This is a genomic window from Nonomuraea sp. NPDC005692 (assembly GCF_040631115.1).
Classification (GTDB): Bacteria; Actinomycetota; Actinomycetes; order Streptosporangiales; family Streptosporangiaceae; genus Nonomuraea.
The window spans coordinates 261806-280192 of record NZ_JBEXYU010000008.1 but is presented as its reverse complement, the minus strand read 5'-3'; the positions used below and the strand labels follow the sequence as shown (position 1 = coordinate 280192).

Below are 18387 nucleotides of genomic sequence, written 5' to 3'. Positions count from 1 at the left end.
AACGCCCTGACCCGCTCCGAACGTTTCCACGCCGCCCTTGCCGAGGCCGATCTGTCCGGCCCGGAACCGGTCACCGTCGGTGCCCTGTCGTCCCACGTCAACGGGGTTCGTCGCCGCCGAGAACGGTCAGTGCGGGTGCGGTGCGACCGCGCACAGGTAGGTCGGCGCCTCCAGGAGCTGCGCTGTCAGCCTGACCCCCGTCAGGTGCTCCGCCAGCGCGAAGACGGTCCCTGCACGGAACGCGAAGTCGTCGGCCGGGGCCAGCTCGTCCGGCTGGTCGACTCGAAGCTGAGCCGTATCTCGCCGTCTTCCACCCAGAAGAAGTAACTGACCGCGTTGACGTTGCGGTAGTGAGACACGAGCCGGGTACCGGCCGACAACCGTTCCATGATCCCTCGGGTGATCCCCATGCCGCCGTTGGGTTCGACGACGAGGCACCAGCCGTCGACCGCGACGGCCCCGAAGAAGTGGCCGGCCCAGGCACCGTGACGGCCTGGGCCGGAACAGGCGGCGCTGAGCACGTCGTCGAAGCTCATGCCGGAAGGCGCGCTTTCCGTTCGTGCACCGTCAGCGGCTGTCGCGATCGTCTGTCCATGCTGACAGCCCTGACCGACAGAGGATCATCGCCGAGACGATCGGGCCCGCCGCGACCCGGCGACGATCCGCGCCCCCGGGCGGCGGGGGCTGGGACGTCGATGTCTCGCAGGAGCGCGGGTGGCAGAACCCGGAGTGAGGGGTTGCGCGTGGAGAAGGCGGTGCCGGTGTCTCTAGCCGAACTTGACGAAGGTCGGGAAGGGCGCGGTGAAGGTCTCGAAGTTGCGGGAGCCGACGAATCCGGCGAAGACGGTGCAGTTGCTGTCGGTGTACATGGTGGCGTCGGCGTCGGTGTCGTTGTGGGCGTCGCGGGCGCCGCCGGAGACCGGCAGGCAGGCGCCGTTGGGCGTCGGGATGTTGAGGGTGGTCTCTCGTCCGTTGCTGGCCCTGGTGTAGAAGAACGTGCCGGTGGCGGCGTGGGCGGGGACGGGGAGCGAGACCGCGACCAGCGTGGTGGCCAGGGCGCTCAGAGCGAGGGCGGGAAGACGTGTCATGCCTTCAGGTTATACGTAGAGTAAATAAGTGACAACTCTGGGTAGCGGTAAGTTTCGGCCCTCCCTCGCGAGAGGCGACACACGCGTGCCGTCCCTTTCGGGACCGTTCATGACTCCTGTCATGTGCAGCCGATGACAGCCGGGACTGACCGCGAAACCGCGTTTGGATCATGCTTACGCCATGAACATCCGGACGCTTGGAAAGAACGCCTCGGCCATCGCCCTGACCGCCGGAATGGTGCTGGCGGCCAGTCCGGCCCAGGCCGCCCCGGCGCGGGAGACCGGGCTCGACCGGCAGGCGCTGCGGCAGTCGCTGGACGCCGTGCACGAGGCCGGCATGTACGGCATCTACTCGACCGTCCGCGACGGCGAGCGCGGCTGGCGGGGCGCCTCCGGCGTGGCCGACGTCGCCACGAGACGCCCCGTGCGCCCCGGCATGCTGCACCGGGTCGGCAGCATCACCAAGACGTTCACCGCGGTGGCCCTGCTCCAGCAGGTGGCCCGCGGCGCCGTCGAGCTGGACGCCCCCATCGCCCGCTACCTGCCCGACGTGGTGCCGGGCGAGCGCGGCCAGAAGATCACCGTGCGGATGTTGCTCAACCACACGAGCCACATCGCCGACCACGTGGGCCCGGCCTTCCCCTCGCTGCTCCAGGGCACGTTCGAGAGCCTCGACGACAACCGGTTCCGCACCTTCTCCCGCCGGGAGCTGGTCGAGCTGGGCCTGGCCGCCACGCCCACCGGCGAGCCGGGCGCCACGCCGGGGATCTACTCCAACACCAACTACCTACATCCGCCGTAGCATGCCAGGTCTGACCTGGTCAAACACAAGATAAAGCCCCAGCTCACAGCCTGAATCGTGAGTCTGGGGCTTCTTGTTGTTCCGGGTTGCTCATGCCTGTTGTCAGCACCGGTGCTGACGTTGTGCTGACTACGTTTCGACGGTCTCCCTTGACGGCTTCTCGTTCGCGGTTCAGGCTCACGGATGCAAGTTGGAGCACACTCGGAGCATCGGAGGGCACCATGGCGCTACGGTTCATCGGCATCGACCCGAACACGGACGGGAACAACTGTCCTTCTGTTTGGGTGGACGAGTCGGACGGCAGCATCGTCATACAAGGGTGGGAAGTGACCGGGCCGGAAGATCTTGCCCAAGTCGCCGCCCGTAGCCCGATCCCCGACAATGAGAAGATCGTCCGCGTCCCGCGACGTATGGCCAAGCTCCTGATGGAGGCATGTGATGGAGCCGCTCATGACCTTTGAGGAGATGCTGGCGAGCGCCCAGCACTCGGCGGTTCACCTGGAGATGCGGGACGCCTATGTCCCCGATGACCCGTCGTTCATCGCATGGCAGGGAGGGCCGCCGTACGACCGCACACAGCGGGAACGCGACTGGCATCAACTCATTGGGGAAGCCCGCGCAAGGGGTGTACTGGTTCGCCGGGCGCGCATCGTGTCTGAGCCCGTTACCGACTACATCCGGTTCGAGCACTCCGTGACCGATTCGATGAACATCAAGGCCGGGGAACTGGTCCGATGGCTCCCCCGGCGGCAGGCATCCGACCTGCTACTCCCCGGAAACGACCTGTGGGTGTTCGATGACCACCTGATTCGCTTCGGTCTGTTCGCCGGAGACGGGCGCTACCTCGGGGAGGAACTGGTTCGCGATCTCCATGTGATCAAGCAGTGCCTAACCGCCTTTGAGGCGGTCTGGGAACGTGCGGTTGACCATGCGGAGTATCGGCTCGTCTGATCCACACACATGCGTACCTCGCCATCTTCAAGCGCCCAGCAGGCACGCCAGGGCATCGCCCAGCGCCTACGCGAAATTCGCCTTGACGCCGGATTGACGGCCCGAGCTGTCGCACAGATGGCGGGGTGGCATGAGTCCAAGGCATCCAAAATCGAGCATGGCCGCACCGTTCCCTCGGAGTCGGACATCCGCACGTGGTGTGCTGCCTGTGGAGCCGAGGATCAGAGCACAGAACTGATCGCAGCGTCGCGAGCGGCCGACCTCATGTACGTGGAGTGGAAGCGGCTTCAAAGGACTGGGCTGCGTCAGCTTCAACTTCAAAAGATCAAGATGTATGAGCAGGTGCGGCACTTCCGTGTCTACTGCTCGAATGTCATCCCAGGTCTCTTCCAGACGGCCGCCTACGCCGAGTCGTTGCTGTCGTCCATCGCTGCCTTCAGAGAGGCTCCCAACGACGTAGCCGAGGCCGTAGCCGCGCGTGTAGCGCGTGCTCGGCTCTTGCATGAGGGAAGCCATCGCTTCGCGGTCTTGGTGGAGGAGTGGGTCTTGCGGAGTCGTATCGGCGACGCAGGGGTGATGGCGGGGCAACTAGGCCACCTGCTAGCGATCATGTCTCTTCCATCCGTGTCTCTCGGCATCATCCCGCGCGATGCCGACCGGCGGATGTGGCCAGTCGAGGCGTTCAACATCTTCGATGACACGTTGGTCCAGGTGGAGCTACTTACTGCGGAGATCAACGTTAACCAACCATCGGAGATCGCCCAGTACGTCAAGGGGTTCAACCATCTGTCGGAGTTGGCTGTCTACGGAACAGCGGCCCGACAACTCATCGCGGCAGCCATCGCCGAAGTTAGTTAATTACGAGCAAGTTCAAGCACACTCGTTGAGAGTGCTTCGCGCCCGCTCCTACCGTCGAGCCATGGCCCTCACGCACCCCACCCCCGCAACTGATGACACGGTAGGAGACTCGATCCCGGAGAACGCTGCGAACGCGCAGCGTGACGCGCTTGAACGGGTTCTTCCCCATCTGACGGTGTCGGGAGTGAACGCCCAGCTCGTCAAGCGCTGTTCCAGCAACCCAGGCCAGAGCGGGCCGGAGTCGCCTGCCGAACCGCTCTGGCATCCCCCGCAACTGGTCATCTACGCCGACGCCGGATGGAAGGTGGCCACTGTCACGCTGGGGGCGCGGTCGGGCAGTTACATGGTCGAGCTGGCGCGCGTGGCCGATGACAACGCGGCGCTTGCCGACCGCATGCGAGTGGTACCGGAGCACCGGCCCCAAGATGTCGCCCTGGAGATCGCCATGAGCATGGGGCACACATGACCAGCCTTGAGAAGCTGCGCCCGGCGTCCACCCCCGGCTATGACCGGGAGGCGTTGTGACGCTGATCACGAAGGTGTCGGAGACGGGTTTTCGCTACCCGTACGTGATCGGCTGGACAGGAGAGGCTCAGAACCCTCCGCTGAAGTGGGCACCGCGCCATGGCGGGTTGCGACTGAGCTACGCCGTGCCCCAACGGGGCGACTTCCGCAACGGTGCCCTCCTCCTGCGACAGGGCCAGAATCGCACGGGCCGACCCGACTTCACGACGGTCAACACGCTCAGGCAGTGGCGCTGCATGGAAAAGCGGTTGTGCCAGGTGTGCGCGCGGTCCGCTGTAGATCGGGACACGGGCCGGATCTGGTGGCTGTTGTCCGGTGACGGGGACGAGGGCGACGGCTACACCAATGCGCCACCCACCTGCCGTACGTGCATCCCCGAGGCGATCTCGCAGTGTTCGCACCTGCGGCGTAACGCTGCGGTCTTCACTGTGGCCGATTGCTCGCCGCATGGGGTGCGGGCGGATGTGTTTGTTCCTTACTTACCGCCGCTGGTGCCGTTCGAGAGAAACGCCGTCGTCAGGTTCGACGAGTACGACATGCATCACGTGGTGGCTCGTGAGCTGCTGATGCGGCTACATGACGTGCAGCCGGCCGTAACGGACCGTGAAACCCGGCGGGCCGCATAGGGGGCCCGTCTCCAGACAACCCCGGCTGAGAAACATTGACCGACCCGTCAAGCCTCAGCCGGGGTGCAGTATCCCCGGTGCTCTTTCTTCCCCGCCGGGGTGGGGGTCCTGGCCGTCCTTCCGCAGACACGTACCCCAGGTGGTACGGCCAGGGCTCCCCAAGTGACACGCGGCCGGTGGCTGACGAACCCCGCCACCAGCCGTGCAACCACCTCGGGCCATCCGGCCCGAGTGTGAAGGAGGGCAGACAGATGGACCTGTACGCCAAGGACCTCGGCCACCTGGAGTTCCGCCGCCTGTGCGGCGGCAACAACAACGAGGACGGCGAGGGCGAATCCTGCGTCGAGATCGCCCAGATTCCGGGCGAGACCGACACGTTCGCCTTGCGTGACTCGAAGAACCCGGACGCCGGGACTCTCCGGTTCACGGGACACGAGCTACGCGCCGCAGGGATGACCACCATCTAGTACCGCCACCGAGACGGCCCCTGCCCGCCTGAATCAGGCAGGGGCCGTCCCCATCGAATGTACGGGGAACGATGCACTGGCACGCATACACGTGGATCGGCAATGGCGCTGATCTGAAGCACGAGGCTGAGCGTCGGACCACTTCGGCAGATTTCGCCACCTCACCGCTACCGCCCATGCGGACAGGCGAATGGCTGGCCAAGCCACGATCGAGAATCGCCGAGACGTTCGTTGACGCGAACAAGGCCGGTGAGTGGATGGCGGCGGAGTATGCGGCACAACGGCCGGACAGTGACCGGATACCTGTGGTGGCGCGTCTGTCCACGGCTATCGATCTGCTGCCCCGTGGGGTGGATGTCCAGTGGGGCGAGTGGCTGCCCGGAGGACGGTTCCTCACGATTGGCATGGTCTGCTGCCCGAACCGACACGTGAACCATCCGTGCCCTCACCCGCCGGTGACGGCCTGATGCGCCGACGCGATCTCTACGTCCTTGCCCCGTTCTTCTTACTGGCGGGGGCACTCGGTTGGTGGCTGGCCGTCGCTGACTTCTGAGTCAGCCGCTCCGGCCGGTGGCCCTGTACGTCTGTGATTTCACGTACGGGGCTGACGTACCGATGGAACAGGCCCCCGGCCGTGAAGCCGGGGGCCTGGTGGTGCCGGGACTACTACGCGGCCACCTCGGGAGCCTGGAACAGCGCCTCAGGGGTGCCCTTGGCCCGGCTCCTGCGAGAAGCCTTGGTCACCGTGGCCGCCTGAGGAGCGCTGGCGGCGGCCTGCTTGGCCATCATGGTCATCAGGATTTCCTGAAGCATCTCCGCCCCCGCAGGGGAGGACAGATACGCCTTGACGGCCTCCTCCGAGACGGCAGGCTCCTCGGTGGTCTCCTCCACTGGCTCGGGCTCAGGGGCCGCCTCAGGCTCGGGCGTGACGCTCTGGGCGGCGTCGATCTCGTCCCACTCGTCATCGCTTAGGAAGGGCAGGAAGGCGGGAGCCTCCACGGGCGGAACAGGCTCCTCCTCCGGAACCGTCTCCTCGGTGGCGGTCGACTCGGCGGGCTCCTCCTCAATCTCGGCGGTGTCCTCCATGAAGATCTCGGGAAGCTCCTCCGAGTCGAGATCAGTAAGTTCATTCGAGCGCTCCGAAGTCTCTTCCGGGGCTTCGTAGCGGTAGACCAGGGCGGGCCTGCCCCCGCCCTGAGGCTGCACCTTGCCCATGGTCACGCTGGGGAGTTCGGCGATGATCTCGTTCATCTCGGCGGCCTTGCGGCCGAACTTGCGGAACAGGGCCGTGCTGTTGACGCCCTCAGGCCCAGCGGCCTTGATGAACTGCTCCACGCGCGTGGCGAGCGTCTCCTCAGCCGCCCCGGCACCGTGTGCGACCTCGGGCGACAGGTAGGTCACTGAGTCGCACATGTAGGAGACCAGGCCCACGGCGGCCTCCAGGTCCCGAGTCGTGATCTCGTCTCTCCGGTCGGCCAGCGCGTACAGGGCGCTGAGCCGCCACACGTAGTCAGCCGCACGTGCGGCGAACTGCTCCATTGCCTCACGCCCGAGCGTGAGAGCGTCGATCATCTCCGACAGCTTGTCATCCCACAGCGCCATGGCGCTGCGCGAGACCGTGATCTCCTCCACGTCCCTGGCATAGGCGACGGCGTTGCGGAACTCCCTGACGAGAGGCCGCATCAGGTCCGACCAGGCGCTTGCGCTGATCTGCTCCGAGAGCTTGATCTTCTTGGACCTCTCCACGTACAGGCACAGGAAGCGGTTCAGGGTGCCCCCGGCGCGGTCAGCCTTGCCGATGCTGGCCGCGAACTCAGCGGGAGTCACGTTCCCGATGATGGACACGTGGGGAGCGTCCACGTGGATCACGGCTTCCTTGGTGCGGTTGCTGATCGACGCACCTTCCCAGCTACGCCGGATGGCCTTACCGAACGACTTGTACCGGGCAGAGACCTTCAGCAGGTCGGCGAACTCCTCCTCGATCATCAGAGCGTTGCCGCTCATGTCCGCCAGGGTGGAGACGTAGGCAGGTCCAGACTGGGGGCAACCTTCCAAGACGGTGGACTTGGCCCAGTCGGGAAGCGCGCCCTTGACCACCTGGAGAGCGGCACGGGTGGCCGTCCCCTTGCGGCCCATGCCGGTGTTGCCGATGAGCACGATCCATGTGCTGAGCGTCTGAGACTGCGTGCCGTAGACCACCTGAGGGAGGTTGGTGATCGCTGAGCTGAAGGCGCTCAGCAGAGCGCCCAGGATGCCCACAGGGTCCGCCTCACTGTGCGGGGTGATGGTCTGCACGATCCTGCCCAGAAGGCCGCTGTAGACGATCGGGGAGACCTGGGGACGGGCAGCGACGGTGTTGGACTGCATGAGCTACGCTCCTTGATTGGGTAGCCCCAGAGCGCTTGCGACGACCAATCACTGTCGCTCTGGGGCTGTCTTGTGTCTGAAGCTGGTGAGTCGATCCCGAGTTTGTTTGTTTCGCAGTTCGGTTGATCAAGCCCAGCGATCAGCAAAGTGTCATAGGCGCGAATCTCGTGTCAATACTTCTGCTCGAATAAACTCCGAGAAAGTTAGTTAGAGCAGGTCAACGACAAGGGGTGTTGGGATGGTTAGTTAGAGGGCCGCCCAGGGGGTATGCACTTTTTGAAGACGGATTAGACCCCGTGGGGGGAGGTTCCTCCGACCAAGTACGGGTCTCGAACTTTCTAAGAAGGGCGCCATCTGTGCGCCGACCTGGAGTAACGCCTTCATGTGAGGGTGGAAGAAACTAACAAATCGGCAGCTCTGGAAACAAAAAACCCCCGAACCCATCACCTGGATTCGGGGATATTTGAGCCGTCGGAATGAATTTATGCGGCCCACTTCACGGCGGCCTTTACGAGGCCCTCAGAATTCTGCACGGCGACGTTGGGCGCGGTGGGCTGCTTGCCGCCAGGGAAGGACAGCACCCGCGCGCCGTAAAGGTGCAGGGCGTCAATCTGGTCACGCCGGTACTTCTCTACCGGCTGGCTACGGAAGTCGGTGAACTGGCTGGCGTACGTGGTGAACGACTTGTGCCCGGCCAGGATGTCAACACCGTTCGGCATGGCCGTGGTGGACAGCAGCGTGAACCCGGCCAGGCGGGCAACGACACCGTTGGCGGTGGCTCCGGCCTCACCCAGGGCGGCGGCGTTGGCCACGTCAGGGGCGCGCATCAGGTAGCGCTTGGCCGTAGGCGAGACGACCACGTATCGGCCTGCGGGTACGTCGCTGCCGTCAAGCTTCTCCATCATGTCGAAGATGGCTTCCAGCAGCGTCTCACCCTTCGCGACGCTTCCAGACAAGCCGCTGACGTCCACCTGAGGCAGGCTGGACGCAGACGCCGCGATGGTGACACCAACGAACGTGTCTGTCGAGGCCGCGAGAGCGCGGATGGACTCCAATGTGGCCGGCGCCGCCAAAGCGCCGGCTACCTGAACCGTCTCGATGTTGCGCACGTAGAAGGCCACGTAATCGGCCTCGGTGATGTCCACGTACTGTTCAACGGTCTTCAAGTCTTCGATCGTCATTCCGGCCACGTCGTTGTACTTGCCGACGTTGGGCCGGATGAGGCCGTTGACCACCATTCGGTCGCCCTGGGCGGTGATGTCGCCCTCATAGTCGGTGTTTACGACCAGAGGCGAGGCCCAGACCAGCAGAGGGTCAAACTGGGTGAGGAGCTCGCTACTCCACTCGGTGGGTACAAAAGTATGAGTCCCCGCATGTGCGTACGGAGGGATGGGGTTGATTGCCAATTAACTAACAAACCTTTCTTGGAGGAACGTCTACCGGCGTGCCCGTGCATCCAAGGGCACGGACTTGGGGCTGTCTGGCGGTCCGCCGCCCTGCGGGCCGATGCCCACGTTCTGAGGAAATCTCGGCTGGCTCGGGGCCGGTACGAGAGTGGCGATGAAATCAGTGATGGCGGCCGAGTCAACCTGTCCGGCCGCGTCGATGAACGATGACACGTTGAGTCGGCCGATGGCCTCAGGGCCAAGCTCTAGGCCACGGTCCTTGGCCGCATGGTCGAGCTGGATCACAGCAAGCTGATGCAGGTGCTCTGCCTGGCTGTCGGCAATGGCCTGTTGCAGTTCCGCGTTCTTAGCGGTCACGGCCTCCAGCTCGGCGCTGGCGGCCTTCCAGCGAGCTTCGTTGGTCCGACTCAGGCTCTTCCACTTATCGGCCTCAGAATCGAACTGAGAGCCTTCTACAGGCGCTTCGGCCACCTGACCCATTTCGGTGTCGGCGATGACGTCAGCGGAGTTGCTAGGCGAGTCATCCATTTCGGTTACTCCCTTCGATGGTCAATCGTCTGGTCCCCTGTGGGGCCTACCAGGTGCGCATGCGCAGCTCGTCATGCTCGGGCGTCGTCTGCCAGGCGTAGGTAAGCGACCTCGGGTTATCCAGGTCGCCGTTCACAGACACGATGCGAATAGTGGGGTCCAAATCGCCGTCACGCCAGGCGGCTAGGATCTCTAGGGCGCTCATATCCTCAAGCTGGGCATGGCTAATCATCAGTGTTCTCCCAAATGGTGTAGGGGTACGAAGAAGGCCCTCGGCACGAGGTCACCGAGGGCCTTCAACAGGCTTCACAAGTGGAGAGAGCCGAGGTATCTCTCTCCGCATCCTGTATTAGAGGGGGAAGCTTGTTATTTTGGCGAGAAATCTCACCTCACTAGGGTTCGCAGCTCCCAAAGAACTTCATCACAACGCGCCGAGCAGTATGGATGAAACTGCTCGACTTCGATCCTTGTACCGCACGACAGACATAAGCCGTTGGCAAGACGGTAGCGCTCCCGTGCTTGCTCACGGTCACGTACGCGCTTGGCGGCCTGACGACACCCGGCCGAGCAGTAGCGACGCCACGGGCCGGGGCGGCCCGCGCCGAGCTGGCGGGTCTCCCGAACCCGCTCACCGCAGTGCCCGCAGCGGAAAACCTGGGTGACATAGTCACCGGTCTTGCGACGCCCCAGTTCATTTCTCATGCCTTGGACCGCCGGTAGCGGTCCTGCAACGACTTGGCCGTATGGCACGCCCGATGGGCGCTACGAAGGTTGTCGTAATCCCAGCTACCGCCGTCGGCTACGGCGGTGACATGATCCACCTCGCTGGCACCAGCCAGCCCGCATAAGTAACAAACTCCGGCATCACGTTTGAGAACCGCCCTTCGGCGGCGGTTCCAATCCTTCGGCCGGAACAGGTTTCTCTTAGACGTCACCGCCCACGGCTTGCGGCGGTGGGCGGAACACTTTCCTTCGCCGCGTACGGCGATCTGATGACAACCACTCTCATTACAAATCTTGTTAGCCAGGGCCTACGGCCCTCCAATCGATATCTCATTGTCTCTCAATCCATGGCAGCCCCTCAAAGGGCTGCCATTAGGTCCAACTATTCGATGGGCCTTCCGGCTAGGGCCTCCAGGCCACCTAGATAACTGAACTAAGTGGGGCCAGCCAGCAAGCTGGCCCCACAACTATTTCTTCGCCTGGTTCGTCGTCTCTCCTCACCCGCCGAAGGGACATAAGAATAGAGAGGGCCTCGGATTGTCGCACGTCAGGAGCACAGTCGAGTCCAGAATATTCGGATCAACGAGTCCGGATTCTTAGGACTACCACGCTGGTCCTGCGCCGGAGGACTCTTCGCCGATATTCGAGGCATAGCCCGATTCCCAGGTTCGATGAACCGGACACATTGCCCCCTTGTCCAATCCGCGCGCCCAGAATTCCCTAGGCAGCCATACACAGGTTTCCCCGCCACCGGGGAGTACAAGCCCCGCCGCCCGCAGCTTTTTCAGAGCGCCATAAACAGTGGATCGAGAAGCGGGCTTTACACTTCCATCCAACTTTTCTCGGCTGAGGATCTGCCGCAGCTCTCCATCCTTGAATACTGCGTGGCCGGTGTTGTTGGCACGAGCAATAGCGGCCAGCAGAAGCCTGGCATCCATGGAAAGCTTGCGTCCTTCGCGGGCCACACCACCCGCATACCTTTGAAATACCTTGCCAAATTGATGCTCCGAAAAAGTCATCTAAGCCCCACTCTCATCCTAATTACCTGCTCAAACCTGTAGGTGATCACTTTCGCCCGGCCTCTGGCGCTCAAGGGATGACTTGGCGGTCAATCCAGGTTTCTACGTCGCGTTCCCTGAACATCAGGTAGCGGCCTATTCGATGCCCCCTCAGCCCCCAGGGCCTCCATCGGTCGTAGAGCGTGCTCTTGGACACGCCCAAGTAGGCGGCCACCTCGTCCACGCCCATCAGTCGGTTGCTTCCTCCGCTGGCCAATCGCTCTCCACGTGTGTCGTCGCTGTTCAGTTGTCGAGTGGCAGGCCCGAGCCGCCGTAATGCGACGGCTGGGCGTCTATCCATCGTCCCGTGTATAGGTGCAGACAGTCAAGCTATACATGAACAGGCTTCCGGCGTGACCGTGGATGCTGTAACGTTGTTGCTGTGACCGAACAACAGGAACCGCGCAGAAGCGCAGCGGAAGAGACGGCTCCCACCAGGCCGGGCTACCACCTCCAGCAGTGGTACGACGGCTGGCAAGTGGACATGTGGTGGTCCCCCAACAGCACAGGAGGCCCCACCGAACTACGCATCACCACCAACGACCCCGAACTGATGGCCCGAGGCATCACCACCGGCACGCTGCGGTCCATCCCCCTGGCCGACATCGCACGAGAGTTGAAGGGCGACCTCCAGCGCCTCAGCCGCGAGCAAGGCGTCTTCCACGTGCTCGAACCGCACACCGATTGGGCGATGCGGCACGTCCGGCAGACCGTCGAGGACAACCCCAAGCCAGGCCGCACCGGGCGGCCAGAATCCTTCCATCTCGCCGTAGCCGTCCTCTACGCCTGGTACGTGCTCATGCGTGAGCCCAACCCCGTACAGGACGTAGCCGAGATCGTGGGCGCAGAGCGCAGAGCAGCAGCCAACTGGATCTCCCTGGCCCGCAAGAACGGCATGCTCACCGAAGCCGCCGAACGCCAGTCCGGCGGCACCCTCACCGACAAGGCCATCTCTCTACTGAAGGCGATGAACGAGAGCGAGGAAACAAACTAACGTGGCCAGCCTGATCAAGAAATGCGAATGCGCCGACACCAAGGCCGGGCGCAGACTCGACCTCCGCAAGGCGGACGACCGCAAGACCGCCGAACGCGTGTGGGGCAAGTGCGGCCACTCCTGGACCGTCCGCTACCGACTCGGCGGACGAGGCACCAAGCAGCAAGAGCAGTCCTACCCCCACGCGATGAAGCGCGACGCTGAAGCGTTCATCCTGGAAATCAAATCCGACAAGGTGAGCGGCCTGCGCCGCACCATCGACCCCAAGGCGGGATCGATCACCTTCGCCGACTACGCGGCTAAGTGGCTGACCGCCAGAATCACGCTGGCCCCCAGCACCAGCACCGGCTACGCAGTCTCACTGAAGAACCGCATCAACCCCGCCATCGGCCACCTCCCACTGAACGCGATCACACGGCAGATGATCAAAGACCTGATCGCGGGCCTGATCGCGTCGGGCTACGCCCCCGGCACCATCCACAACACCTACCTCGTGTTGAACGCCATCTTCATAGAGGCCGCCAAAGCTGAACTGATCGGCAAGTCCCCCGTCTTCGACATCGAGCTACCCGAGATCACCCAAGTCCGCGACTTCTACGTCCCCACGTGGACACAGATCACCGCCCTGGCCGACGCCATGCCCGGCGATTGGGCGCTGACAATCTGGCTCATGGCCGGATGCGGCCTACGCATCGGAGAAGCCCGCGCCGTCGATCAGGACTGCGTGATGTTCGGCGGACGACGCTTACGCGTCCGGCAGCAAGTCACCCAGACACACGCCCTCGGACCGCTCAAGCACCGCAAGGAAGGCGAGCACCGAGACGCTCCCCTACCGCCCTTCGTCAACCAGCGCATCGCCGCCCACATCGACACACACGGCATCGCCGACGACGGCCTACTGTTCCGGGGACGGCGGGGCCGGTTCATCGACAACAACACCTACCGCGCGACCTTCGCTAAGGCGGTCAAGGCGGCCGGGCTCCCCGACGACTTCACCCCGCACGACCTACGCCACGCCTACGTCTCCATGCAACTGGCCAGCGGTATCCCCATCACCGACGTGTCCCGCTGGATCGGCCACAAGAACATCAACATCACCTACGCCATTTACGGCCACCTCGTTGATGAGTCCTGGGACCGAGCCCTTGACGTCATGCAAGCCCGCTTCGACGCAACCCCCATCAGCACGGCTGCTGCGTGCTGACCTTGTGCTGACGCCAGAGCCCTGCACACCCCCGTTTTCCTGGGACTTTTGCTCTCTAGTCGCACTTCAACACCAACTACCTGATCGCCGGCCTGCTCCTGGAGAAGGTGACGGGCGAGAACGCCGAGCGGTACATCACCCGCAACGTCATCCGCAAGGCGGGCCTGCGGCACACGTCCTTCCCGCGCACGCCGGTCATCCCGGGCCCGCACTCCAAGGCGTACGAGTCGATGTTCGGCTTCATCGACCCGCCCAAGGACTACAGCGTCTACAACATGTCGTGGATCACCACGGCGGGCGCCGTCGTGTCCACGATGGAGGACCTCAACCAGTTCTACCGGGTGCTGCTGCGCGGCGGGCTGCTCGGCCCGGCCGAGCTGGCCGAGATGCAGAAGACGGTGCCCGTGGTCGGCGTGTCAGGGGCCTACGGCCTCGGCATCTACGCCACCGACCTGCCGTGCGGACGGTTCTGGGGGCACAGCGGCGGCGTCTTCGGCATGGCCACCGACTCCTACACCAGTCCGGACGGCGCCCGCCAGCTCTCCATGGGCGTCAACCGCACGAAGTACCAGAGCCTGGACGAGAACGGCAACATCGTGATCAGCCCCATCGACTACGCCACCATCGACTACCTGCTGCTGGGGCTCTGCGGTCAGAGCCCGGCGCGCACGAAGGCGGCGCAGCCGGAGATCGTCCCGTTCGCCGTGGACCGGCTGGTCTCCGTCAAGCGCTAGCGTCACGTCGCTCAGCACGGTGCACGTCTCTGCCGCCGGCTCACCCCGGCGGCATTGACATGCCGTACGCGCACGTCACCGTGGATTGTCGGTGCGGTCGGCCATACTCCGCCAGGCCAGGATGATCACCAACAGGGCGAAGGCGTTGACATGGCACAGTTGCTGCGCAGGCTCGACGACGAGATCTACGTCGAGTACAACACGTTCGGGCTGGACGGCACCGACCTGCCGGCGTGGGGCTCTCCCACCGACGAGATCTACCACTTCGTCGCGGCCGTGCGCCTGGAGTCGTGGGACGCCGAGCCGGGGGCCGCCGACGCCTCGTGGACGCCGGTCAGCTCCGCGACGTTCGTCGCGGAGAGCGGCGTGGTCGCGATCACGTCGATGATGGACGGCACAGGCCACGACTTCCTCATCGGGCCGCCGCGCTTCGAGTACGGCGTGGACATGTACCTGCGTGAATCCGAGCCGGGCGACGGATATGCCACCGGCGGGTGCGACGAGACGTGGCTGCTGAGGTTCTGGCCGATCCGGGATGTCTTCGACCCGATCACCCACGCCGCGCCCTTCTCCTACATCGCGCGCGGCGTCCTGTACTACTCGATCGACCTCGAGCCCGAGCAGCTCGTGCAACCTCCGGCGCGGCGCGAGGTGCCGGTGCCGGTGCCGGTGCCGGTGTCGGCGGACTGGGCGTCGCTGTGCCCGGACCCGGACCTCGACACCTTCGACGGCCGGCTGCGCAGGATGCGCCACAGGGCGGAGGAGAGCGGCGTCACCGTCCACGAGCTGCTGCGCGCGGCCGGGATCGACATCGAGGACGGCGCGGACCTCACCCCGGCCTCCTGCCTCCCGCCGCGGGCGCGGGCGGGGCGGCGGTACCAGAACCCGCTGGTCGACCGCTACTACGATGAGCAGCGGCGGCGGCTCCGGCTGCCCGAAGGCGAGCCGAGCGCGGAGTGGCTGCGTGAGCGCCTCGACGGCGACCGCATCGCCAAGGAGTTGTGCCGCGCCGGCACGCGCACGTTCTCGGTGCCCGTCGAAGGCCGTGACGCCGACCACCTGCGGGCGGGTGTCAGCCGCCGCGTGTGGCGGTGGGAGGACGACCTGCTCGGCGGTGAGCTCCTGTACGAGGAGCTGACGGTGGACCGGCGGATCCTGGCCAGGAACGTGTGGAGCAGGCAGATCCTCGTCTCCGGCATCGTGACCGTCCTGCGCCGCGACCACGACAGGCCCGGCTGCGGCGACACCACCTGGTACGTGGTGCGCGACGCCGAGCCGCACGAGGCGGCCAGGGTCCTGTGCGCGGAGGCCACCTGGGAGGAGGACCAGGACCACCGCCGGGCCCTGGACGAGGTGGCCAGGGAGAAGCTGATCGAGCTGCGCGCCACCTACCGGAGCCGGGAGGGGTGAGGGCGTGCGGCCGCGCCGGAAACCGGCGTGAAGAAAATCCACCGAGCGGCGAACACTGGGAGACAGTCGCCTTCGGAAGGACGCCATGACGGCACCACCTGACGCCAACGATGTGATGGAAGACGTCACCGTGGTCGAGCGGTCGCTGGACGATCCCGAGCTTTTTGCCCTCCTGTACGACCGGTACTTCACGGAGCTCCACCGCTATCTGGCCGCCCGGCTCGGCGGCGAGCAGGCCGAGGATCTGGTCGCGGACGCCTTCCTGCTCGCCTTCCACGGCAGGCACTCCTTCGACCCGCGGCGGGGCACCGTGCGGTCGTGGTTGTTCGGCATCGCCACGAACGTCGTTGCCCGGCACCGCCGCAGGGAGGGCCGCCGCCTGAACGCGCTCAGCAAGGTGGCGGCCGAGGACTCCGCCGACGGGCACGAGGACCGGGTGACCTCTCAACTCGCGGCGCTGGCCAGCCGGCCGGAGCTGGTACGGGGGCTGAGAGGTCTGGCGAAGGGCGATCGCGACGTGGTGTTCCTGCTCGTTTTCGGCCGGCTGGGTTACGAGGAGATCGCCACGGCCCTGGACATACCGGTGGGGACCGTCGGATCCCGGATCAACAGAGCGCGCAGGAAGCTGCGCAAGGCCCTGGGCGACGTCAACCCGATCGGGGAGTGGTGATGGACGAGCTGAAGCTGGTCGAGACCGTGTTCGCGGAGCCCGAGCCCACGCCGGAGGCGGCGGCGAAGGGGCGTGACCGCCTCCTCCGCCAGGCTCGGGCGCCACGGTCCGGCCGTCCGCGGCGCACCGCGCTGCCGATCCGGCGCGTCGCCCTGGTCGGCGCCATGGCGGTGCTGCTCACCGGCGGCATCATCGTCAGCCAGGTGAGCCTGGGCGGCTCCGACCCGCATACCCCCGGGTATCTGATCGCTGCCCCTCCGGCCGACGCCAAGGCGCTGCTCACCCTGGCCGCGCGGGCCGCCGTCGGCCAAGGTGACACGGTGCCCGCCCAGGGCCAGTACGTCCACACCAGGACGCTGGCCCAGCGCAGCCTGCACACCAGGGACAGGTCGGGCACGACGCAGTACACCAAGGTGCTGGTCAGCGAGGAGCGCTGGGAGGCCGCCGACGTGGGCAAGCCCTGGCTGAGCCGCACACAGGGCCTGTCGGCCACGGGTCCGGCGCCCCGGCGTTTCTGGGACCACGGCGTCGAGGACGTCCTGTCGGAGTCGTCGGGCTGTCCCGGCCGGCCGGCCTACGCCCGGCTGGCCGCCTGGCCGACGGATCCCGCCCAGGTACGGGCGAGGATCGTGGCCGACACGGGCGAGGAGCCGCTGGGCGTCTGGCGGGCCCTCCAGGGCCTGGTCCGCGAGTCCGTGGTACGCCCCAGCCTGGGCGCCGCGCTGTACCAGGTCGCGGCCGGGCTGGACGGCATCGTGCTCATCGGCGACGCCGTGGACGCCGCCGGCCGCCCCGGACTGGCCGTCGCCATGGACGAGGGCGACGGCTCCCGGTCCGAGCTGATCTTCGATCGGGAGACCTACCGCTACCTGGGCGAGCGAACGGTGAACACCAGGGACCGTCAGGTGCGGGTGTCCTCCGGCGCCGAGTACACCGCGAAGAAGGGCACCGTGACCGGCACCGCCGTGCTCGCCGTCGACCTCGCCGGCGGCCTGCCCGAGGTGTCGCCGAAGGCGTCCCGGATGAAGATCCCCTGCTGAGACTTCTTCCCGCCTGATCCGGCCTTCCGGCCGCAGGTTCTGTTTCGCATGCCTTCCGACAGATCCGGCATGCCGTCAAAAAGGAGAATATTGATGTTCATCGCCAAGGCGATCGCGGTCACCCTGCTCGCCGGCTCGTTCGGCGGCCCCGCCTCGCCGCCGTCGGGCGCCACCGCCGCGCACGACACGCAGTCGAAGCTGGAGGCCGAGCGCGTCGCCTGCATGACGGAGCGGGGGCTGGACTACCTGGCCTCGCCGGAGCCGCGGCGCGAGTGGCAGCCCGGAGAGCGGGAGCGGCTCGCGGGTGACCTGGACGCGCTGCGGGCGTACCGGGCCAGATACGGCTTCGGCGTCTGGTCCCCGAACGTCTATCCGAAGGACAAGGTCGTCAACCCCGTCCAGCACGAGAACCCGAACAACGGGATGCTGATGTCGCTCTCGGCCGGCCAGTTGAAGAAGTGGCGCGCCGCCGACGACTCCTGCTTCTCTCAGGCGGTCAAGGAGGTGCTGGGCAGGACCGTCACCTCCCAGGACGACTACTACGACCAGCTCGAAGCGGCGATGGGGAAGTCGTTGAGCGTCCTCGACCAGGACAAGGAGCTCGTCCGGCTGGGCAGGCGGTTCGCCGCGTGCCTCGGCGTCGAACCGGCCGAGCCGACCGCGCTGGACGGCCTGAGCCGCACGAAGATCGTGCGGCAGGCGTCGGACGTCGCCAGGAAGGCGTGGAAGGGCGAACTGCCCAAGGCGCCCAGGGGCCGGACCATCACGTTCCGCCCGAACCTGAAGCCCGCGCAGGCCAGGCCGTACCTGGACAAGGAGATCAAGGCGGCGCTGAAGGACCTGGAGTGCGGTGAGGACTTCTACCCCGCCTACTCTCCCAGGGCCATGGAGATCAGGTCGCGGGTCGACCAGGAGTTCGGCCGGTAGGACGTCGGC

The 18387-nt window shown here is 65.5% G+C and carries 24 protein-coding genes; 15 read left to right on the top strand and 9 right to left on the bottom strand.

Annotated elements, in window-relative coordinates; genetic code table 11:
- Window positions 1-126: 126 nt before the first annotated feature.
- The 3 genes from ABZ459_RS20250 to ABZ459_RS20240 all read right to left on the bottom strand — a co-directional run bounded on the left by ABZ459_RS20250 (window position 127) and on the right by ABZ459_RS20240 (window position 1088).
- A complete protein-coding gene (locus tag ABZ459_RS20250; RefSeq protein WP_357972109.1) occupies window positions 127-204 on the bottom strand; it encodes a hypothetical protein in 78 nt (25 codons plus the stop codon).
- A complete protein-coding gene (locus tag ABZ459_RS20245) occupies window positions 201-536 on the bottom strand; it encodes a DUF6461 domain-containing protein (RefSeq protein ID WP_357972041.1) in 336 nt (111 codons plus the stop codon). The genes ABZ459_RS20250 and ABZ459_RS20245 overlap by 4 nt, the downstream gene beginning before the upstream one ends.
- A gap of 231 nt (window positions 537-767) precedes the next feature.
- A complete protein-coding gene (locus tag ABZ459_RS20240; RefSeq protein WP_357972039.1) occupies window positions 768-1088 on the bottom strand; it encodes a hypothetical protein in 321 nt (106 codons plus the stop codon).
- A 181-nt stretch (window positions 1089-1269) separates the two neighbouring features.
- On the opposite strand from ABZ459_RS20240, the gene ABZ459_RS20235 reads away from it, so the two are divergent.
- The 8 genes from ABZ459_RS20235 to ABZ459_RS20200 all read left to right on the top strand — a co-directional run bounded on the left by ABZ459_RS20235 (window position 1270) and on the right by ABZ459_RS20200 (window position 5784).
- Window positions 1270-1890: a serine hydrolase domain-containing protein gene (locus ABZ459_RS20235; RefSeq protein WP_357972037.1), complete on the top strand. Its 621-nt coding sequence runs from the start codon at window positions 1270-1272 to the stop codon at window positions 1888-1890.
- Window positions 1891-2111: 221 nt separating this feature from the next.
- The gene (locus ABZ459_RS20230; RefSeq protein ID WP_357972035.1) at window positions 2112-2351 is read left to right on the top strand and encodes a hypothetical protein; all 240 of its coding nucleotides are present in this window, start codon (window positions 2112-2114) and stop codon (window positions 2349-2351) included.
- The gene (locus ABZ459_RS20225) at window positions 2341-2841 is read left to right on the top strand and encodes a DUF6879 family protein (protein ID WP_357972033.1); all 501 of its coding nucleotides are present in this window, start codon (window positions 2341-2343) and stop codon (window positions 2839-2841) included. The genes ABZ459_RS20230 and ABZ459_RS20225 overlap by 11 nt, the downstream gene beginning before the upstream one ends.
- 9 nt (window positions 2842-2850) lie before the next feature.
- Window positions 2851-3699: a helix-turn-helix transcriptional regulator gene (locus ABZ459_RS20220; RefSeq protein WP_357972031.1), complete on the top strand. Its 849-nt coding sequence runs from the start codon at window positions 2851-2853 to the stop codon at window positions 3697-3699.
- A 61-nt stretch (window positions 3700-3760) separates the two neighbouring features.
- Window positions 3761-4165: a hypothetical protein gene (locus tag ABZ459_RS20215; protein WP_357972029.1), complete on the top strand. Its 405-nt coding sequence runs from the start codon at window positions 3761-3763 to the stop codon at window positions 4163-4165.
- A 55-nt stretch (window positions 4166-4220) separates the two neighbouring features.
- Window positions 4221-4850 (top strand): hypothetical protein, encoded by a 630-nt coding sequence (locus ABZ459_RS20210; protein WP_357972027.1) that lies wholly within the window; start codon window positions 4221-4223, stop codon window positions 4848-4850.
- 251 nt (window positions 4851-5101) lie between these two features.
- Entirely contained in the window at window positions 5102-5317 is a 216-nt protein-coding gene (locus ABZ459_RS20205) for a DUF397 domain-containing protein (protein ID WP_357972025.1), read from the top strand.
- Between the two features lie 71 nt (window positions 5318-5388).
- On the top strand, window positions 5389-5784 hold the full coding sequence (locus ABZ459_RS20200) for a hypothetical protein (protein WP_357972023.1): 396 nt from the start codon (window positions 5389-5391) through the stop codon (window positions 5782-5784).
- A 199-nt stretch (window positions 5785-5983) separates the two neighbouring features.
- Here ABZ459_RS20200 and ABZ459_RS20195 read toward each other — a convergent pair whose 3' ends face one another.
- The 6 genes from ABZ459_RS20195 to ABZ459_RS20170 form a co-directional block, all read right to left on the bottom strand.
- A complete protein-coding gene (locus ABZ459_RS20195) occupies window positions 5984-7684 on the bottom strand; it encodes a hypothetical protein (RefSeq protein ID WP_357972021.1) in 1701 nt (566 codons plus the stop codon).
- A gap of 482 nt (window positions 7685-8166) precedes the next feature.
- On the bottom strand, window positions 8167-9090 hold the full coding sequence (locus ABZ459_RS20190; protein ID WP_357972019.1) for a hypothetical protein: 924 nt from the start codon (window positions 9088-9090) through the stop codon (window positions 8167-8169).
- 30 nt (window positions 9091-9120) lie between these two features.
- Window positions 9121-9618 (bottom strand): hypothetical protein, encoded by a 498-nt coding sequence (locus ABZ459_RS20185; protein WP_357972017.1) that lies wholly within the window; start codon window positions 9616-9618, stop codon window positions 9121-9123.
- Window positions 9619-10316: 698 nt separating this feature from the next.
- Window positions 10317-10553, bottom strand: a complete 237-nt coding sequence (locus tag ABZ459_RS20180) for an HNH endonuclease signature motif containing protein (protein WP_357972015.1) — start codon at window positions 10551-10553, stop codon at window positions 10317-10319.
- A 390-nt stretch (window positions 10554-10943) separates the two neighbouring features.
- The gene (locus tag ABZ459_RS20175; protein ID WP_357972013.1) at window positions 10944-11360 is read right to left on the bottom strand and encodes a hypothetical protein; all 417 of its coding nucleotides are present in this window, start codon (window positions 11358-11360) and stop codon (window positions 10944-10946) included.
- Window positions 11361-11430: 70 nt separating this feature from the next.
- Window positions 11431-11589: a helix-turn-helix domain-containing protein gene (locus tag ABZ459_RS20170; protein WP_357972011.1), complete on the bottom strand. Its 159-nt coding sequence runs from the start codon at window positions 11587-11589 to the stop codon at window positions 11431-11433.
- 192 nt (window positions 11590-11781) lie between these two features.
- On the opposite strand from ABZ459_RS20170, the gene ABZ459_RS20165 reads away from it, so the two are divergent.
- The 7 genes from ABZ459_RS20165 to ABZ459_RS20135 all read left to right on the top strand — a co-directional run bounded on the left by ABZ459_RS20165 (window position 11782) and on the right by ABZ459_RS20135 (window position 18378).
- A complete protein-coding gene (locus ABZ459_RS20165; protein WP_357972009.1) occupies window positions 11782-12393 on the top strand; it encodes a hypothetical protein in 612 nt (203 codons plus the stop codon).
- Between the two features lies 1 nt (window position 12394).
- On the top strand, window positions 12395-13597 hold the full coding sequence (locus tag ABZ459_RS20160) for a tyrosine-type recombinase/integrase (RefSeq protein ID WP_357972006.1): 1203 nt from the start codon (window positions 12395-12397) through the stop codon (window positions 13595-13597).
- Window positions 13598-13677: 80 nt separating this feature from the next.
- Window positions 13678-14331, top strand: coding sequence for a serine hydrolase domain-containing protein (locus tag ABZ459_RS20155; protein WP_357972107.1), 654 nt, complete (start codon window positions 13678-13680; stop codon window positions 14329-14331).
- Between the two features lie 150 nt (window positions 14332-14481).
- Window positions 14482-15741 carry a hypothetical protein gene (locus tag ABZ459_RS20150; protein ID WP_357972003.1) on the top strand — a complete coding sequence of 420 codons (1260 nt, stop codon included), beginning with the start codon at window positions 14482-14484 and terminating at the stop codon, window positions 15739-15741.
- Between the two features lie 85 nt (window positions 15742-15826).
- On the top strand, window positions 15827-16411 hold the full coding sequence (locus ABZ459_RS20145; protein ID WP_357972001.1) for an RNA polymerase sigma factor: 585 nt from the start codon (window positions 15827-15829) through the stop codon (window positions 16409-16411).
- Window positions 16411-17451 (top strand): CU044_5270 family protein, encoded by a 1041-nt coding sequence (locus tag ABZ459_RS20140; protein ID WP_357971999.1) that lies wholly within the window; start codon window positions 16411-16413, stop codon window positions 17449-17451. Before ABZ459_RS20145 ends, ABZ459_RS20140 begins: the two co-directional genes overlap by 1 nt.
- A 93-nt stretch (window positions 17452-17544) precedes the next feature.
- Window positions 17545-18378: a hypothetical protein gene (locus ABZ459_RS20135; RefSeq protein WP_357971997.1), complete on the top strand. Its 834-nt coding sequence runs from the start codon at window positions 17545-17547 to the stop codon at window positions 18376-18378.
- Window positions 18379-18387 lie beyond the last annotated feature (9 nt).

What these genes read in the sequence shown, in the direction of transcription:
- ABZ459_RS20235 (WP_357972037.1), top strand. Translation starts at nt 1,270, where the DNA reads ATGAACATCCGGACGCTTGGAAAGAACGCCTCGGCCATCGCCCTGACC.
- ABZ459_RS20195 (WP_357972021.1), bottom strand. Translation starts at nt 7,684, where the DNA reads ATGCAGTCCAACACCGTCGCTGCCCGTCCCCAGGTCTCCCCGATCGTC.
- ABZ459_RS20205 (WP_357972025.1), top strand. Translation starts at nt 5,102, where the DNA reads ATGGACCTGTACGCCAAGGACCTCGGCCACCTGGAGTTCCGCCGCCTG.
- ABZ459_RS20150 (WP_357972003.1), top strand. Translation starts at nt 14,482, where the DNA reads ATGGCACAGTTGCTGCGCAGGCTCGACGACGAGATCTACGTCGAGTAC.
- ABZ459_RS20185 (WP_357972017.1), bottom strand. Translation starts at nt 9,618, where the DNA reads ATGGATGACTCGCCTAGCAACTCCGCTGACGTCATCGCCGACACCGAA.
- ABZ459_RS20145 (WP_357972001.1), top strand. Translation starts at nt 15,827, where the DNA reads ATGACGGCACCACCTGACGCCAACGATGTGATGGAAGACGTCACCGTG.
- ABZ459_RS20175 (WP_357972013.1), bottom strand. Translation starts at nt 11,360, where the DNA reads ATGACTTTTTCGGAGCATCAATTTGGCAAGGTATTTCAAAGGTATGCG.
- ABZ459_RS20220 (WP_357972031.1), top strand. Translation starts at nt 2,851, where the DNA reads ATGCGTACCTCGCCATCTTCAAGCGCCCAGCAGGCACGCCAGGGCATC.
- ABZ459_RS20135 (WP_357971997.1), top strand. Translation starts at nt 17,545, where the DNA reads ATGTTCATCGCCAAGGCGATCGCGGTCACCCTGCTCGCCGGCTCGTTC.
- ABZ459_RS20245 (WP_357972041.1), bottom strand. Translation starts at nt 536, where the DNA reads ATGAGCTTCGACGACGTGCTCAGCGCCGCCTGTTCCGGCCCAGGCCGT.
- ABZ459_RS20200 (WP_357972023.1), top strand. Translation starts at nt 5,389, where the DNA reads ATGCACTGGCACGCATACACGTGGATCGGCAATGGCGCTGATCTGAAG.
- ABZ459_RS20240 (WP_357972039.1), bottom strand. Translation starts at nt 1,088, where the DNA reads ATGACACGTCTTCCCGCCCTCGCTCTGAGCGCCCTGGCCACCACGCTG.
- ABZ459_RS20225 (WP_357972033.1), top strand. Translation starts at nt 2,341, where the DNA reads ATGACCTTTGAGGAGATGCTGGCGAGCGCCCAGCACTCGGCGGTTCAC.
- ABZ459_RS20230 (WP_357972035.1), top strand. Translation starts at nt 2,112, where the DNA reads ATGGCGCTACGGTTCATCGGCATCGACCCGAACACGGACGGGAACAAC.
- ABZ459_RS20215 (WP_357972029.1), top strand. Translation starts at nt 3,761, where the DNA reads ATGGCCCTCACGCACCCCACCCCCGCAACTGATGACACGGTAGGAGAC.
- ABZ459_RS20170 (WP_357972011.1), bottom strand. Translation starts at nt 11,589, where the DNA reads ATGGGCGTGGACGAGGTGGCCGCCTACTTGGGCGTGTCCAAGAGCACG.
- ABZ459_RS20140 (WP_357971999.1), top strand. Translation starts at nt 16,411, where the DNA reads ATGGACGAGCTGAAGCTGGTCGAGACCGTGTTCGCGGAGCCCGAGCCC.